This window comes from Lysobacter sp. Root494 (assembly GCF_001427225.1).
In the GTDB taxonomy this organism is placed as follows: Bacteria; Pseudomonadota; Gammaproteobacteria; order Xanthomonadales; family Xanthomonadaceae; genus Agrilutibacter.
In genome coordinates, this window is the sequence record NZ_LMFH01000007.1 from 1 (window position 1) to 13,279 (window position 13,279).

Annotated in this window: 14 protein-coding genes; 5 read left to right on the forward strand and 9 right to left on the reverse strand. The window is 65.7% G+C overall.

All coding sequences use genetic code 11. From position 1 onward, the window contains the following. Window positions 1–159: 159 nt before the first annotated feature. On the forward strand, window positions 160–606 hold the full coding sequence (locus ASD14_RS11255; RefSeq protein ID WP_056133576.1) for a DUF192 domain-containing protein: 447 nt from the start codon (window positions 160–162) through the stop codon (window positions 604–606). Between the two features lie 75 nt (window positions 607–681). On the opposite strand, the gene ASD14_RS11260 is transcribed toward ASD14_RS11255, so the two are convergent. Further along, entirely contained in the window at window positions 682–873 is a 192-nt protein-coding gene (locus ASD14_RS11260) for a rubredoxin (protein ID WP_056133578.1), read from the reverse strand. Window positions 874–938: 65 nt separating this feature from the next. Here ASD14_RS11260 and thiE point away from each other — a divergent pair, with 65 nt between their 5' ends. Both thiE and hemL read left to right on the forward strand, forming a co-directional pair. Further along, complete coding sequence (gene thiE, locus ASD14_RS11265; protein WP_056133581.1) at window positions 939–1,574, forward strand: thiamine phosphate synthase; 636 nt, start codon at window positions 939–941, stop codon at window positions 1,572–1,574. Then, a complete protein-coding gene (gene hemL / locus ASD14_RS11270) occupies window positions 1,571–2,854 on the forward strand; it encodes a glutamate-1-semialdehyde 2,1-aminomutase (protein ID WP_056133585.1) in 1,284 nt (427 codons plus the stop codon). The genes thiE and hemL overlap by 4 nt, the downstream gene beginning before the upstream one ends. Window positions 2,855–2,912: 58 nt before the next feature. Here hemL and ASD14_RS11275 read toward each other — a convergent pair whose 3' ends face one another. The 4 genes from ASD14_RS11275 to ASD14_RS11290 form a co-directional block, all read right to left on the reverse strand. Further along, window positions 2,913–4,136: an acetylornithine/succinyldiaminopimelate transaminase gene (locus ASD14_RS11275; RefSeq protein ID WP_056133587.1), complete on the reverse strand. Its 1,224-nt coding sequence runs from the start codon at window positions 4,134–4,136 to the stop codon at window positions 2,913–2,915. A 69-nt stretch (window positions 4,137–4,205) separates the two neighbouring features. After that, window positions 4,206–4,643 carry a VOC family protein gene (locus ASD14_RS11280; RefSeq protein ID WP_056133590.1) on the reverse strand — a complete coding sequence of 146 codons (438 nt, stop codon included), beginning with the start codon at window positions 4,641–4,643 and terminating at the stop codon, window positions 4,206–4,208. A gap of 79 nt (window positions 4,644–4,722) precedes the next feature. Beyond that, window positions 4,723–5,538, reverse strand: a complete 816-nt coding sequence (locus ASD14_RS11285; protein ID WP_056133593.1) for an NAD(P)-dependent oxidoreductase — start codon at window positions 5,536–5,538, stop codon at window positions 4,723–4,725. A 10-nt stretch (window positions 5,539–5,548) separates the two neighbouring features. After that, the gene (locus tag ASD14_RS11290) at window positions 5,549–6,208 is read right to left on the reverse strand and encodes a phosphotransferase (RefSeq protein ID WP_056133594.1); all 660 of its coding nucleotides are present in this window, start codon (window positions 6,206–6,208) and stop codon (window positions 5,549–5,551) included. Between the two features lie 79 nt (window positions 6,209–6,287). Between ASD14_RS11290 and ASD14_RS11295 the strand changes: the two genes are divergently transcribed. Next, a complete protein-coding gene (locus ASD14_RS11295; RefSeq protein WP_056133598.1) occupies window positions 6,288–8,273 on the forward strand; it encodes a bifunctional DedA family/phosphatase PAP2 family protein in 1,986 nt (661 codons plus the stop codon). A gap of 14 nt (window positions 8,274–8,287) precedes the next feature. On the opposite strand, the gene ASD14_RS11300 is transcribed toward ASD14_RS11295, so the two are convergent. The 3 genes from ASD14_RS11300 to ASD14_RS11310 all read right to left on the reverse strand — a co-directional run bounded on the left by ASD14_RS11300 (window position 8,288) and on the right by ASD14_RS11310 (window position 11,279). Continuing rightward, window positions 8,288–8,863: an LON peptidase substrate-binding domain-containing protein gene (locus tag ASD14_RS11300; protein WP_056133602.1), complete on the reverse strand. Its 576-nt coding sequence runs from the start codon at window positions 8,861–8,863 to the stop codon at window positions 8,288–8,290. A 160-nt stretch (window positions 8,864–9,023) separates the two neighbouring features. Next, window positions 9,024–10,460 (reverse strand): Mur ligase family protein, encoded by a 1,437-nt coding sequence (locus tag ASD14_RS11305; protein WP_056134414.1) that lies wholly within the window; start codon window positions 10,458–10,460, stop codon window positions 9,024–9,026. 240 nt (window positions 10,461–10,700) lie between these two features. Beyond that, window positions 10,701–11,279 carry an adenylate kinase gene (locus ASD14_RS11310; RefSeq protein WP_056133605.1) on the reverse strand — a complete coding sequence of 193 codons (579 nt, stop codon included), beginning with the start codon at window positions 11,277–11,279 and terminating at the stop codon, window positions 10,701–10,703. Between the two features lie 141 nt (window positions 11,280–11,420). On the opposite strand from ASD14_RS11310, the gene ASD14_RS11315 reads away from it, so the two are divergent. Continuing rightward, window positions 11,421–12,677 (forward strand): 6-phosphofructokinase, encoded by a 1,257-nt coding sequence (locus ASD14_RS11315; protein WP_056133606.1) that lies wholly within the window; start codon window positions 11,421–11,423, stop codon window positions 12,675–12,677. A gap of 50 nt (window positions 12,678–12,727) precedes the next feature. On the opposite strand, the gene ASD14_RS11320 is transcribed toward ASD14_RS11315, so the two are convergent. After that, entirely contained in the window at window positions 12,728–13,201 is a 474-nt protein-coding gene (locus ASD14_RS11320) for a hypothetical protein (RefSeq protein ID WP_056134417.1), read from the reverse strand. Between the last annotated feature and the right edge of the window lie 78 nt (window positions 13,202–13,279).

Sequence of the window (13,279 nt, forward strand, 5' to 3'; positions counted from 1 at the left end):
CCCGCTCCGTTCAGGCCCTCAGGCCGTCCCGATCAGCGGGGCGCGCATTGTGCACACCCCCAACAAAAATGGGAAGTGGGTGTGCGAAATTTTTCTGTCGCTTGACGCAAACGCTTCCGTCGCTTCATGTTCGCGGCGCCATTTCACAGGACAACACGCATGCGCTTGGCGGCGATCTCGACTCTGGCTTTTGGTCTGTTGCTAAGTGGCTGTGCCATGGGCAACGGGGAATGGGTGGAACTGGGCGGCCAACGCTATAGCGTGGAAATCGCCGATGACGACGCGGAACGCGCGCGCGGCCTGATGTTCCGCGACTCGATGCCGGCGGATCACGGCATGCTGTTCATCCACGACTACGAGGAACCCCAGTCGTACTGGATGAAAAACACGCGGATTCCGCTGGATATCCTGTATTTCGACAACGGGCGTCGGCTCGTTTCCCAGCAGCGCGACGTGCCGCCGTGCGCGTTGGGCGACGGATGCCCGCCTTATCCGAGCGACGCGGCGGCGCGCTACGTGCTCGAACTCAATGCTGGTGAAGCCGCACGGCTGAAGTTGAAAAACGGCACCGAACTGAGATTCAGCAGCGGCATACCGCATCCCTGAATCCTGAACTGAAAAGGGCCGCAAACGCGGCCCTTTTTTATTGAACGGCGCCATGCAGGTGCAGGCGCGAACCCCTCAGACTTCCATCATCTCAAAATCGTCCTTGGTCACGCCGCAATCCGGACAGGTCCATGTGTCCGGAATGTCGTCCCAGCGCGTACCGGGCGCAATGCCTTCTTCCGGCAGCCCCTTGGCCTCGTCATAAATGAAGCCACAGACGACGCACATCCAGGTGCGGTAAACGGCGGTCGCGGCAACTTCGTTCATGGGTCGATAATGCGCAGGAAGCGGGGTGCATATTTTGTCACGCCCGGACCCAGGATGCTGCACGCATGAACCCGCATTGGCCCAGCCGCGGTCTCTACGCCATCACGCCCGACGAGCCGGATACGAATCGGCTGCTTGCGCGCGTGGAAACCGTATTGGGGGCAGGCGCCAGCTGGCTGCAGTACCGCAATAAAACCGCCAGCGACGATCTTCGCGCCGAGCAGGCACTCGCGCTGCAGTCGCTATGCAGCCGCTTCAAGGTGCCCTTGATCATCAACGACGACTGGGCCCTCGCCGCCGCGGTCGGCGCCGCCGGTGCGCACCTGGGTGAAGACGATGGCGAACTTGCCCTGGCACGCCACGAACTCGGCGCCGACGCGATCCTCGGCGCCTCCTGCTACAACGAGCTGAAACTCGCCCGCCAGGCGACATTTGCCGGCGCCAGCTATGTCGCGTTCGGCGCATTCTTCGCTTCGCCGACGAAGCCCAATGCGCGCCAGGCAGCGCCCGATCTGCTGCGTGAAGCCGCCGCGCTCGGTGTCCCGCGGGTAGCGATCGGCGGCATCACGCCCGACAATGCGCGACCGCTGGTCGAAGCCGGCGCTGATTTCCTCGCCGTCATCAGCGGCGTGTTCGACGCGCCTGACCCTGCGGCCGCTACCCGCGCCTATCTGTCCTGTTTCGAAGATCCCCACCCATGAAGAACGACCGCTCGCACGACCTGTTCACCCGCGCCCTGGAGCTGATTCCCGGCGGCGTCAATTCACCGGTACGGGCTTTCAAGTCAGTGGGTGGCGAGCCGTTTTTCGCGGCACGCGCGGAGGGCGCCTATCTGTTCGACGTCGACGGAAACCGCTTTGTCGATTACGTCGGCTCGTGGGGACCGATGATTGCCGGCCATGCGCATCCGCAGGTGCTCGACGCGGTTGCACGCACGATGCGCGATGGCCTCAGTTTCGGCGTACCCAGTGCACTGGAAGTCACGATGGCCGAGGCCATTACCCAGATCATGCCGAGCTGCGAAATGGTCCGCATGGTGAATTCCGGCACGGAAGCCACGCTGTCGGCCATCCGCGTGGCGCGCGGCGCAACCGGGCGCACGCGTATCGTCAAGTTCGAAGGCTGCTATCACGGCCATGGCGACAGTTTCCTGGTGAAGGCCGGCAGCGGCGTGATGACGTTGGGCCTGCCGAATTCGCCGGGCGTTCCGGCAGCGCTCGCCGATCTGACCCTGACGCTGCCGTACAACGATTTCGATGCGGCGACGAAACTGTTCGACGAAGTGGGAGGCGAAATCGCCGGCCTGATCATCGAACCCATCGTCGGCAACGCAAACTGCATCCTGCCGCGCGACGGCTACCTGCAACACCTGCGCGAGCTGTGCACCAGGCACGGCACGGTGCTGATCTTCGACGAAGTGATGACCGGTTTCCGCGTGGCACTGGGTGGAGCGCAGCAGCTGTATGGCATCACTCCCGACCTGAGCACCTTCGGCAAGATCATCGGCGGCGGCATGCCGGTGGGTGCTTACGGCGGCCGTCGCGACCTCATGGCGCAGGTCGCGCCGAGCGGGCCGATCTACCAGGCGGGAACGCTCAGCGGCAATCCGGTGGCGATGGCGGCGGGCCTTGCAACGCTCGACCTCATCCGTGCGCCCGGCTTCCATGCGGCACTGGAACGCGGTACGCACCGCTTGTGCGACGGACTCGAAGCCGCCGCGCGCGAAGCCGGCATCGCTTTCACCACGACGCGCGCACCGGGCATGTTCGGCCTGTATTTCCGCGAAGGGCCGGTGAAAACGTTCGAAGATGCGAAGGCATCCGATACTGCGCGCTTCAATCGCTTCTTCCACGCGATGCTGGAGCGTGGCGTGTATCTGGCACCGTCGGCATTCGAAGCCGGTTTCATGTCGAGTGCACATGGCGATGCCGAGATCGCACTGACGCTGGCGGCGGCGCGCGAAGCATTTACCAACCTGTAGCCCATCACGACCGCACGCAGCAAAAAAGCCCGGTTTCCCGGGCTTTTTCCTTATTCGATCAACTCTTGACGAAGTCCGCGACCGCCATGCGCAGTCGCGAAATGCCTTCCGCGATATCCGCGTCGCCGATGTTGAGCGCCGGCACGAAGCGCAACACGTCCGGACCGGCCTGCAGCGTCAGCAGGCCATGTTCTACGCAGCGATCGAGGATCTCGCCGGCCTTGCCCGCGTGCGCATCCCTCAGCTGCGCGCCGACCATCAGGCCACGGCCCCGAATTTCGGAGAACGCACCGAACTCGGCATCGATGGCAGCCAGGCCATCGCGGATCGCCTGCGCCTGCTTCGCCACGTTGTCCAGCAATGCCTGCGATGACAGCTCGCGCAATGCAGCACGCGCGACGGCCGCGGCCAGCGGATTGCCGCCAAACGTCGTGCCGTGCGCGCCGAACTGCATTACTTCGGCCGCCTTTTCTCCAACAAGCATCGCGCCAATGGGGAAACCGCTGCCCAACGCCTTCGCCAACGTGATGACATCGGGCATGACGTCGTACGTGTGCGCGGCGAAGAGCTGGCCGGTGCGGCCCATGCCGCACTGGATCTCGTCGAATACCAGCAAGGCCTCATGGCGATCGCACAGCGCACGCAGGCCCTGCAGGAACCCGGGCGTCGCCGGCATCACTCCGCCTTCGCCCTGCACCGGTTCGACCAGCACGGCGCAGACATCGCCCGCCGCCATCGCGGCCTCTGCGGCGGCGAGGTCGTTGAAGTTGCTGTAGCGGAAGCCGGGTGGCAGCGGTTCGTAGCCTTCGTGGTACTTCGGCTGCGCCGTCGCCGTAACGGCGGCGAGCGTGCGTCCGTGGAAGCTGCCGCGGAAGCTGAGGATCACGCGGCGATCCGGCGTGCGACCCTGTGCGGTCGCCCACTTTCGCACCAGCTTGATCGCGCCCTCGTTGGCCTCGGCCCCGGAATTGCAGAAGAACACACGCTGCGCGAACCGCGAGGCTTCGACGAGCTCTTCGGCCAGGCGCAGCGTCGGTTCGCTGACGAAGACGTTGCTCGTGTGCCACAGCCTGCCGGCCTGTTCGGTCAGCGCGCCGACCAGCGCGGGATGCGCGTGGCCGAGTGCATTCACCGCGATGCCCGCGCCGAAGTCGACGTACTCGCGCCCGTCGCGATCCCAGATGCGTGAACCCTTGCCGTGATCGAGAACAATGCGCCGCGGTCGATAGACCGGCAGGTAGTAGCGTTCGGAGAGGGCGAAGAGTTCGGCGGACGTGTTCATCAACGGCGGGCTCACTGACAGCGGCAGGCGGAAAGTGCGTATTTTGCCGCTTTTACCGCACTGCTGCCGTTACCAGCTACCGGTATTGGGCATCGACGCCCACGGTTCCGCCGGCGGCAATGCCGCGCCCTTCTGCAGCAGTTCGATCGAGATCAGGTCGGGCGTGCGCACGAAGGCCATGCGACCGTCGCGCGGCGGGCGGTTGATGGTGATGCCCATCGATTGCAGGTGCGCGCAGAGTGCGTAGATGTCGTCGACTTCGAAGGCCAGATGGCCAAAGTTGCGTGCGCTGCCGTAGTCCTCGTCCGGACTCCCATCGGAAGCGGGCCAGTTGAGGGTGAGTTCGATCTCGACGTCCGGGTTGCCCGGTGCCGCGAAGTAGACGAGCGTGAACTGGCCAGCCTCGCTGTCCATGCGTCGCGTCTGCACCAGGCCGAGGCCTTCGGTGAGGAAGCGGCTGGTCCTGTCCAGGTCGTGGACGCGGAGCATGGCGTGCAAATATTTCATCGGAATCTCCGGGGGTTTGCAGGACCGGTTTCGGCCGCGAGCGATTGCCTGCGAACTCGTCGCGGCCGGGGGCCGGCTCCTACAGGAAGAGGTCGGGGTACAGAGGTTGTGAGGGATCCACCGCGTAACCGGAAAGATCGGTGACGCCGGCTTCGGCCAGCACTTCGTCATCGATCAGGAAGTTGCCGCTGAAGCCGGCCGCCTTGCGGCTGAGCACTGCATGCGCCGCATCCGCCATGATCGTGGGCGAACGGCCATTGGCCGCGCTCACGCCCGGAATCATGTTGAGCGCATCGGTGGCGATCAGCGTGCGCGGCCACAGGCCATTCACCGCGACGCCTTGGGGCCCGAATTCGCCAGCGAGTCCGATCGTGACGAAACTCATGCCCATCTTCGCCAGCGTGTAGCCGGTGTGCGGCGCCCACCACTTCGGATCCAGCGATGGCGGCGGGCACAGAGTCAGGATGTGCGGATTCGTCGATTCGAGCAGGTGCGGCAGGCACGCCTGCGCGCACAGGAAGGTGCCGCGTGCATTGACCTGCTGCATCAGGTCGAAGCGCTTCATCGGCGTATCGAGCGTGCCGCGCAGCCAGATCGCGCTGGCGTTGTTGACGAGGATGTCGATGCCGCCGAAGGCATCGACGGTCGCCGCGACGGCGGCATGCACTTCGTCTTCCTCCCGGATGTCGCATTTGAGTGCGAGTCCGCGTCCGCCGGCTTCGTTCACGGCTTCTGCGGCCGTGTAGATGGTGCCGGGAAGCCGCGGATTGGGCACCGACGACTTCGCGGCGATCGCGACGTTGGCGCCATCGCGAGCAGCGCGCAACGCGATCGCCAGGCCGATACCGCGCGAGGCGCCGGTGATGAAGAGGGTCTTGCCGGCGAGCGACGTCATGGCCTGCCTCTCATGGTTTGGGTCCCTGCCCTTCGTTGTCTTCCCACTTCAGCAGCCGGCGTGTGACGAAGCGATACACCGGTTTGCCGGTCGCGAACCAGGCTTCGCGCAGCCACGAATGGCGCTTCAGCACGCGCCGTTCGACCGGCGTCAACGCCTGCGGGCAATAGGTGCGCTTGTGCTTGAGCAGGTGGCGCAGGTCTTCGCGCGCGAGCAGGCGCATCCAGCGCGAACGCGGGTGGCCGCGCGTGGCGAGCTGGAAATCGATGACGCCGGGCGAGCCGTCGGCCAGCACGAGCCAGTTCGCTTCCTTGGCAAGGTCGTTGTGCGCGAGGCCACGGCGATGCAACCGCTGCAGAAGCCGCCGTGCATTGCGGAAGTAGGCGACATCGCCGTGCGGCGGGCGCTGGTACATCGCGGCGCCGTCGAGATAGCTGCGGTCGAGCCGGCGGCCGTCCCAGCGCAGCAGTTGGGGCATCGCGGGCAACCCGGCCACGCGTCGCAGCGCGAGTGCTTCGCGGCGGGCCAGCCACCATGCGGGCAGCCGCAGCCATAGCGGAACGTGGATCAGGTCGCGACGCACGAACAGGCCCTGCTCGTCGCGCATGAGCGCGATGCGACCAAAACTGTCGGCCTTCAGGGCCGCGACTTCCTGCGATACGGATTGCATGGCGCCAGTGTAAGGAATCGCGCCGGCAGCCGAACGCGGCGGGTGACGAAGACCTGTCGCCGGCTGCCATAATCGGCCGATGGAACCAACGTGGATCGAGAGCGCCAGCGCATGGATCAGTGCGCATCCCTTTGCCGCCGGCGCGGTTGTATTCCTGATTGCGTTCTGCGATGCGCTGATCATTGTCGGCATGGTCGTACCTGCACTGCCGTTGCTGTTCGCGGTGGGCACGATGATCGGACTGGGCCACGTCAACGGTCCTTATGCGCTGCTGTCGGCGACGCTGGGTGCGTTCTGCGGCGACGGCCTGAGTTTCTGGATCGGGCGTCGCTGGGGCGTGCAACTGCGCCAGCGCTGGCCGTTCTCGCGCTATCCGCAGTGGCTGGATCGCGGCGAAACCATGTTCCGCCGGCGCGGCGTACAGAGCATCTTCGTTGCGCGTTTCGTCGGCGCGGTGCGGCCTTTCGTGCCGGCCATCGCGGGCATGCTGCACATGCCGGTGCGGCGCTATGCATTGCCGAGCTTCGTCGCGTGCCTGCTGTGGTCGGCGCTGTTCCTCGCGCCGGGTTGGGTGCTCGGTGCTTCGTACGATGCCGTTGCGGCCGTGGCCGACCGGCTTACTTTGGTGCTCGGCGGCCTGATCGCCGCAATCGCCCTGGTGTGGGCCTGCGTTCTCTATACGTGGCGCTGGTTCGCCGGCCACGCGGACAACCTGCTTGCACGCATGCTGAAGTGGACGCGGCGGCATCCACACCTGGGGCGTTATGCGGCCGCACTGATCGACCCCAATCGGCCCGAGTCACCTTCGCTGCTGATGCTTGCCGTGTGCCTGCTGGCGATCAGCTGGGCGTGGTTCACCCTGCTCGCCTCACTGCTGGCGAGCGGCGGGCCACTCGCGCTCGACCACACCGTCCACGAATTCATGTGGAACCTGCGCAATCCGCTCGCCGATCGCCTGATGGCGGGGCTGGCGAGTGTTGGCGATGCGTCGGTGCTGGGGCCCGCGGCACTGGTCGCATTGCTGTATCTGCTGTGGCGCAAACGCTGGACCGCGGCGGCACATTGGATTGCCGCGATCGTGTTCGGCCTGGTCTTCACCAATGTGCTCGAAGCGGCGATCGACATGCCACGACCGCCAACGGCGCCTGCCGGTTTCGGCTTTCCCTCCGTCGCGGTGACGATGACGACGATCGTGTTCGGCTTCTTTGCCGTGCTGATCGCGCGCGAACTGCCGGGACGCCAGCGCGTGTGGCCGTATCTGCTCGCGGGTGTAGTGACGACGGTGATCGCATTCGCGCGCCTGTATCTCGGCGCGCATTGGCCGAGCGATCTCGTTGGCGGAACGCTGTTCGGCATTCTCTGGCTACTGGTGCTGGGGCTTGCGTATCGGCGTCACGTGGCGCGTTCGTTCTGGATGCGGCCGCTGGCTTGGGCGTTCTATACCGTGTTCGTCGCCGCTGCCTTGTGGCATGCGCCGCGCAACGCCGATCGCTTGCTGGCGCGCTTCGACGCTGCCGCTCCGACCACGACGCTCGCCGCGGCGAGCTGGTGGACGCGTGACTGGGCGAGCTTGCCCTCGCATCGCAACGAACGCGACGCACGCCGGCGCTGGGCGCTGGACGTACAGGTGGCGGGATCGTTGAAGCCGTTGCAGGACGCGCTAGTCGCGCAGGGATGGCGCGTGCAACCGCAGGCCGGCTGGGTCGCGACGCTGGGACTGCTCGACGACGACACGCCCGCGCGCGAACAGGTGGTATTGCCCGCGACGCTCGACGCTCGTCCCGAACAACTGCTGCTGTTGCGTCCGGGCCGCGCGCCCGACGAACAGATCGCGTTGCGCCTGTGGCCCGCGCCGGCAACGTTGGACGACGGCACGCGCTTGTGGATGGGGACGGCGCAGACGCTGCGCTATCTCAGGCCGTTGCGCGCGGCGTCGCTATGGCTGCCAGTGGCCGACAACGGTAACGCACACGCGCAGGTGCGCGAGGCGTTGCAAGCATTCCATCCGGTGGAAGCGCCGCACCCGCAGGACGGCGTGCCGGTGTTGCGGCTCCGCACTCCGTAGACGACAGGCGACTTCTACGACACCAGTTCCAGCAACCGATCGAGCCGCGCATGCAGATCGTCGAGCTGCAGCAGTTCCTGCCGCTGCGAATCGTGCAACGGAAGCAGTTCCGCCAGCCGCCAGCCGACCCATGCCGCGTCATCGAACAACCCATGCGGTGCATGCGCGTATTCGCCGCCGATCTTTTCGATGATCGAATCGAGCAGTACCGGGAGCAATCCATGCTCGGGTCGAACAGGCTCGCTTGAATCGGTTTCACGCCAGCTCACGTCGGCGATCTGCAGGCCGTTGTCACGCACCCGCGCACGCTCGACGTGGAAGCGCCGCGCGCCGCGGATGCGCAGCGTAAGCAGGCCATCGTCGCCCTGGCCAAAATCCTCGATCAGCGCTTCGGTCCCGAACGCCGCCGCCGTCGTCGGCGCGCCCACTTCTTCGCCCTTGAGGATCATGCAAACGCCGAACCCGTGGCCATTGCGGCCACAGTCGCGGACAAGATCGAGGTAGCGCGCTTCGAATACACGCAGCCCAAACGCTGCGCCCGGCAACAGCACGGTATGCAGCGGAAACAGCGGGAGGGATTCGGTGGGCATTGGCGGCAGTCTACCTATCGCCGGCGCCTTGGAGAGTCGAGCCGGCGCGACTGTTTCGGCGAGTCAACTCGATGTGCGAATTACAAGGTCGAGGTCAGTGGAAGGGCTCGGAACCCGATCTCCGCTGCCTTGAACATGAGCGGAGCAAGCCCTACAAGGCTCAGTTGCCCTGCAGGACGGCGAAGAAACGCCGCGGTGCGCCATCGAAGCCGCCATTCGACATGAACACCACGTGGTCGCCCGCGCGCACGCGTTCACGCAGCACCGCGATCAGCTTGTCGACGTCCGGAACCGCAATGCCTTCGCCACGCAATCCGCCGACCACCTTGCCGGCATCCCACGCCAGTTCAGGCCGATGCAGGAAGACCACGGTGTCCGCGAGATCCAGCGAAGGCGCCAGTGCGTCGGCGTGCGCACCCAGTCGCATCGAATTGCTGCGCGGTTCCATCGCTACCACGATGCGCGCGTCACCGACCTTCGCCCGCAGGCCAGCAAGTGTGGTCGCGATCGCGGTCGGATGATGCGCGAAATCGTCGTAGATGGTGACGCCCTGCGACTCGCCGATCACTTCGAGGCGTCGCTTCACGCTGCGGAATTCCGCCAATGCCGGCAGTACCGCGTGCACGTCGACACCCACCGCATTGGCCGCGGCCAGCGAAGCGAGCGCATTCATCACGTTGTGGCGGCCGAGCAAGGGCCAGCGCACTTCGCCGATTTCGTTGCCCTCGTGGATGACGGCGAATGCGCTGCCGTCTTCGTAGATCAGGCGTGCGGTCCAATGGAAGGCAGCGCGCGCGGTCGCGCGCTCGTCGCTGCGATCGCCGTGCGCCTGCGAGGTCGCGGACTGCGGGATAAGGCTCGCATCCAGGCCAAAGGTTTCCACCGGCGTCCAGCAACCCATCGCCAGCACCTCGGCCAGATGCCTGTCTTCGCCATTGACGACGAGGCGGCCACGGCGCGGCACGGTGCGTACGAGGTGATGGAACTGTCGCTGGATCGCGGCCACGTCGGGGAAGATGTCGGCGTGGTCGTATTCGAGGTTGTTGAGGATCGCGACCAGCGGCTTGTAGTGGACGAACTTGCTGCGCTTGTCGAAGAACGCGGTGTCGTATTCGTCGGCTTCCACCACGAATTCGCGTCCGGAACCACGACGCGCGGATGCGCCGAAGTCTTCTGCCACGCCACCGATCAGGAAGCCCGGCGCGCGGCCGGCGGCTTCAAGCAGGTAAGTAAGGATCGTGGTGGTCGTGGTCTTGCCGTGCGTGCCGGCCACTGCGAGCGTGTCGCGCCCGGGCAGCACGTTTTCGGCGAGCCACTGCGCGCCCGAGTTGTACCTGCGGCCTTCGTCAAGCACCTGCTCCACAGCCGCATTGCCGCGCGACAGCGCATTGCCGATCACGATCTCGTCGCAGTCCGCGGAAATGTTTTCCGGCTGGTAGCCCTGGCGCAGGGTGATGCCGAGCTGTTCCAGCTGCGTGGACATCGGTGGGTAGATGTTCTGGTCGCTGCCTTCGACCTCATGGCCGAGTTCGCGTGCGAGTGCGGCGACACCGCCCATGAAGGTGCCGGCGATGCCCAAAATATGGAGTTTCAAGATCACGACCCTCTGCTAGATCGCGGGGCTGTCGATCGAAGCGACTCCCGCACGGCACCAACTCCCCCTCGCCCCGCAACGCGGGGAGAGGGCACGGGGTGAGGGGAGGAGCGCCAACGCGCGACTGCCTTTGCGGTTGCCTTTGCATCAACGGCAAAAGCGGCCCCTCATCCGCCCTTTCCCTCAGCGGCCTATTCGGCCGCTTCGACCTTCTCCCCGCCTCGCGGGAGAAGGGAGAAAACCTCACCCCACCTCATGCGCCGGCACGATCGCCTCGATGATCCGGGCGAAGACTTCATCCAGCGAACCCACGCCGTTCACCACGGTGAGCTGGCCCTGCTGGCGGTAGTAGTCAATCACCGGCGCGGTCTGGTCGTTATAGACCTGCAGGCGAGTGCGCACGGACTCGGGGCTGTCGTCCGCGCGCCCTTCGGCTTTTGCGCGACCAGCGATACGTTCGACCAGCAGCTCGGTCGGCACTTCCAGTTGCACCGCATAGTCCATTGGCTGGCCGATCCGGATCAGCAGCTTTCCCAGCGCGTCGGCCTGGGCGAGGTTGCGGGGATAACCGTCGAGGATGAAGCCGCCCCTGGTGTCGGGGCGCGAGAAGCGGTCCTCGAGCATGCCCAGCAGGATCGCGTCGCTGACCAGCTCGCCGCGGGCCATGATTCCCTTGGCTTCGAGACCCAGCTTGCTGCCTGCGGCCACTTCTGCGCGCAGCAGGTCGCCGGTGGAAATGTGCGGCACTTGCAGATGGTCCCTGAGCCTCGCGGCCTGCGTGCCCTTGCCGGAACCCGGCGCACCGAGCAATACCAATCGCATCTAGATCACTCCTGAAACAAAGCGGAAATCCGGTTGAAAGCCGCGGAGATGCTCACGAAGGCAGCGCTACACTGGCGGCCGGCCGTCGGCGGCAGAAACGGACGGCCAGCTTACCCCATCCCGCCTGGAGCATTGATTCGCATGGCCTCTGGAACCCTGCTGTATGCGCAGTCCGGCGGGGTCACCGCCGTCATCAACGCCACCGCTTCGGCCGTCATCCAGACGGCCCGTGCCCGCAGGGTGAAGGTGCTCGCGGCACGCAACGGCATCCTCGGTGCCCTGCGCGAGGAGCTGATCGATACTTCGAAGGAATCGCTGGCCGTGATCCGCGCCCTGGCGCACACGCCGGGCGGCGCGTTCGGCTCGTGCCGGGTCAAGCTGAAATCGCTGGAGCAGGATCGTGCGCGCTACGAGCGCCTGCTCGATGTGTTCAGGGCGCACGACGTGCGCTGGTTCCTCTACAACGGCGGCAACGATTCGGCCGACACCGCACTGAAGGTGTCGCAGCTCGCGGCCGAATTCGGCTATCCCCTCACTTGCGTGGGCGTACCGAAGACGGTCGACAACGATCTCGCCGTCACCGACTGCTGCCCCGGCTTCGGCTCCGCCGCGAAGTACACCGCCGTGTCCGTGCGCGAATGCGCGCTCGACGTGGCGGCGATGGCGGATACGTCCACGAAAGTATTTGTCTATGAAGCGATGGGCCGTCACGCCGGCTGGCTCGCCGCCGCCGCGGGACTGGCGGGAACCACGCAGGACGAAGCCCCGCACCTGATTCTTTTCCCCGAACGGGCGTTCGATGAAGCCGCCTTCTTAGACAAGGTGAAGGCCACCGTCGAACGCGTCGGTTACTGCGTCGTCGTCGCCAGCGAAGGCATCCAGACCGCAGACGGCAAGTTTGTCGCCGATGCCGGCGGCGTGAAGGATTCCTTCGGCCACACGCAGTTGGGTGGCGTCGCCTCGCACCTTGCCGGCCGCGTGAAGGACATGCTCGGCTACAAGGTGCACTGGACGTTGCCCGATTACCTGCAACGCTCCGCGCGGCATCTCGCGTCGAAGACGGACCTCGACCAGGCGCAGGCCGTCGGCAAGGCGGCCGTGGAATTCGCGCTCAAAGGCATGAACTCGGTGATGCCGGTGATCGTGCGCATCTCCGATGCGCCCTATCGCTGGAAGATCGAAGCCGCTCCGCTCTCGAAGGTCGCCAACCACGAGAAGAAGATGCCGGCGAATTTCATCCGCAAGGATGGCTACGGCATCACGGATGCCGCGCGGAGGTATCTCGAGGCGCTGATTCGCGGCGAAGCGCCGCCGCCGTACGGGCGCGATGGTTTGCCGCGATACGTGCAGCTGAAGAACGTCCTGCTTCGGCCAAAGCTGGCTGCGTTCGCTGGTTGACACGCGGAGAATGCGTTGCGCGCGGAGCGGCAAAGCCCGCGCGAGGCTGGTTATTTTTTGCAGGCGCCTTCGAGCTTCATCTCCGCCGCATACATCGGCACCTGTGGTGCCACGCCCTGCTTCGCCTTCTCGCTGGCTTCCTGCAGGTAGATGCGCGAGCGGCCTTGCGCGTCCAGTTTCGGTGGCGCCACGGCGCCCGGCTTGCGCCACACGCGCACCACGGCGACTTGCGACGGACATGAGGCGTTGGGGACGCGGATCTCGTCGTTGAACTTCCAGCCCTTGGCGTCGGACGGCTGGGCCTTGGCAAAGTCGACGAAACGCGCCCGCGGCTGGCAGTTCGGCGAACTTTTTACCGCGGCGAAGCGGTAGGGCTGCGCCGCGTCGCCACTGAACATGCCTTCGAGGCGCGCGCAGGCTTCGGGAATCGCACGCACGGTATGCACGACTCCCGGCTTCTGCGGCTGGCCGGGTTCCCGGGTGATTTCGGGCTTGGCTGCCCCTGCAACGGCGGGCATTGCCATGGCGAGGAACAGCGCGGGGACGATGCGCATGTCGCGACTCTCCGTGAAAACCAGGCCGAAGGCTGGCATGCGCGCCCT

Bases quoted from the DNA above. Each gene is read 5' to 3' on its own strand.
- ASD14_RS11255 (WP_056133576.1), top strand. From the start codon at position 160: ATGCGCTTGGCGGCGATCTCGACTCTGGCTTTTGGTCTGTTGCTAAGT.
- ASD14_RS11260 (WP_056133578.1), bottom strand. From the start codon at position 873: ATGAACGAAGTTGCCGCGACCGCCGTTTACCGCACCTGGATGTGCGTC.
- thiE (WP_056133581.1), top strand. From the start codon at position 939: ATGAACCCGCATTGGCCCAGCCGCGGTCTCTACGCCATCACGCCCGAC.
- hemL (WP_056133585.1), top strand. From the start codon at position 1,571: ATGAAGAACGACCGCTCGCACGACCTGTTCACCCGCGCCCTGGAGCTG.
- ASD14_RS11275 (WP_056133587.1), bottom strand. From the start codon at position 4,136: ATGAACACGTCCGCCGAACTCTTCGCCCTCTCCGAACGCTACTACCTG.
- ASD14_RS11280 (WP_056133590.1), bottom strand. From the start codon at position 4,643: ATGAAATATTTGCACGCCATGCTCCGCGTCCACGACCTGGACAGGACC.
- ASD14_RS11285 (WP_056133593.1), bottom strand. From the start codon at position 5,538: ATGACGTCGCTCGCCGGCAAGACCCTCTTCATCACCGGCGCCTCGCGC.
- ASD14_RS11290 (WP_056133594.1), bottom strand. From the start codon at position 6,208: ATGCAATCCGTATCGCAGGAAGTCGCGGCCCTGAAGGCCGACAGTTTT.
- ASD14_RS11295 (WP_056133598.1), top strand. From the start codon at position 6,288: ATGGAACCAACGTGGATCGAGAGCGCCAGCGCATGGATCAGTGCGCAT.
- ASD14_RS11300 (WP_056133602.1), bottom strand. From the start codon at position 8,863: ATGCCCACCGAATCCCTCCCGCTGTTTCCGCTGCATACCGTGCTGTTG.
- ASD14_RS11310 (WP_056133605.1), bottom strand. From the start codon at position 11,279: ATGCGATTGGTATTGCTCGGTGCGCCGGGTTCCGGCAAGGGCACGCAG.
- ASD14_RS11315 (WP_056133606.1), top strand. From the start codon at position 11,421: ATGGCCTCTGGAACCCTGCTGTATGCGCAGTCCGGCGGGGTCACCGCC.
- ASD14_RS11320 (WP_056134417.1), bottom strand. From the start codon at position 13,201: ATGGCAATGCCCGCCGTTGCAGGGGCAGCCAAGCCCGAAATCACCCGG.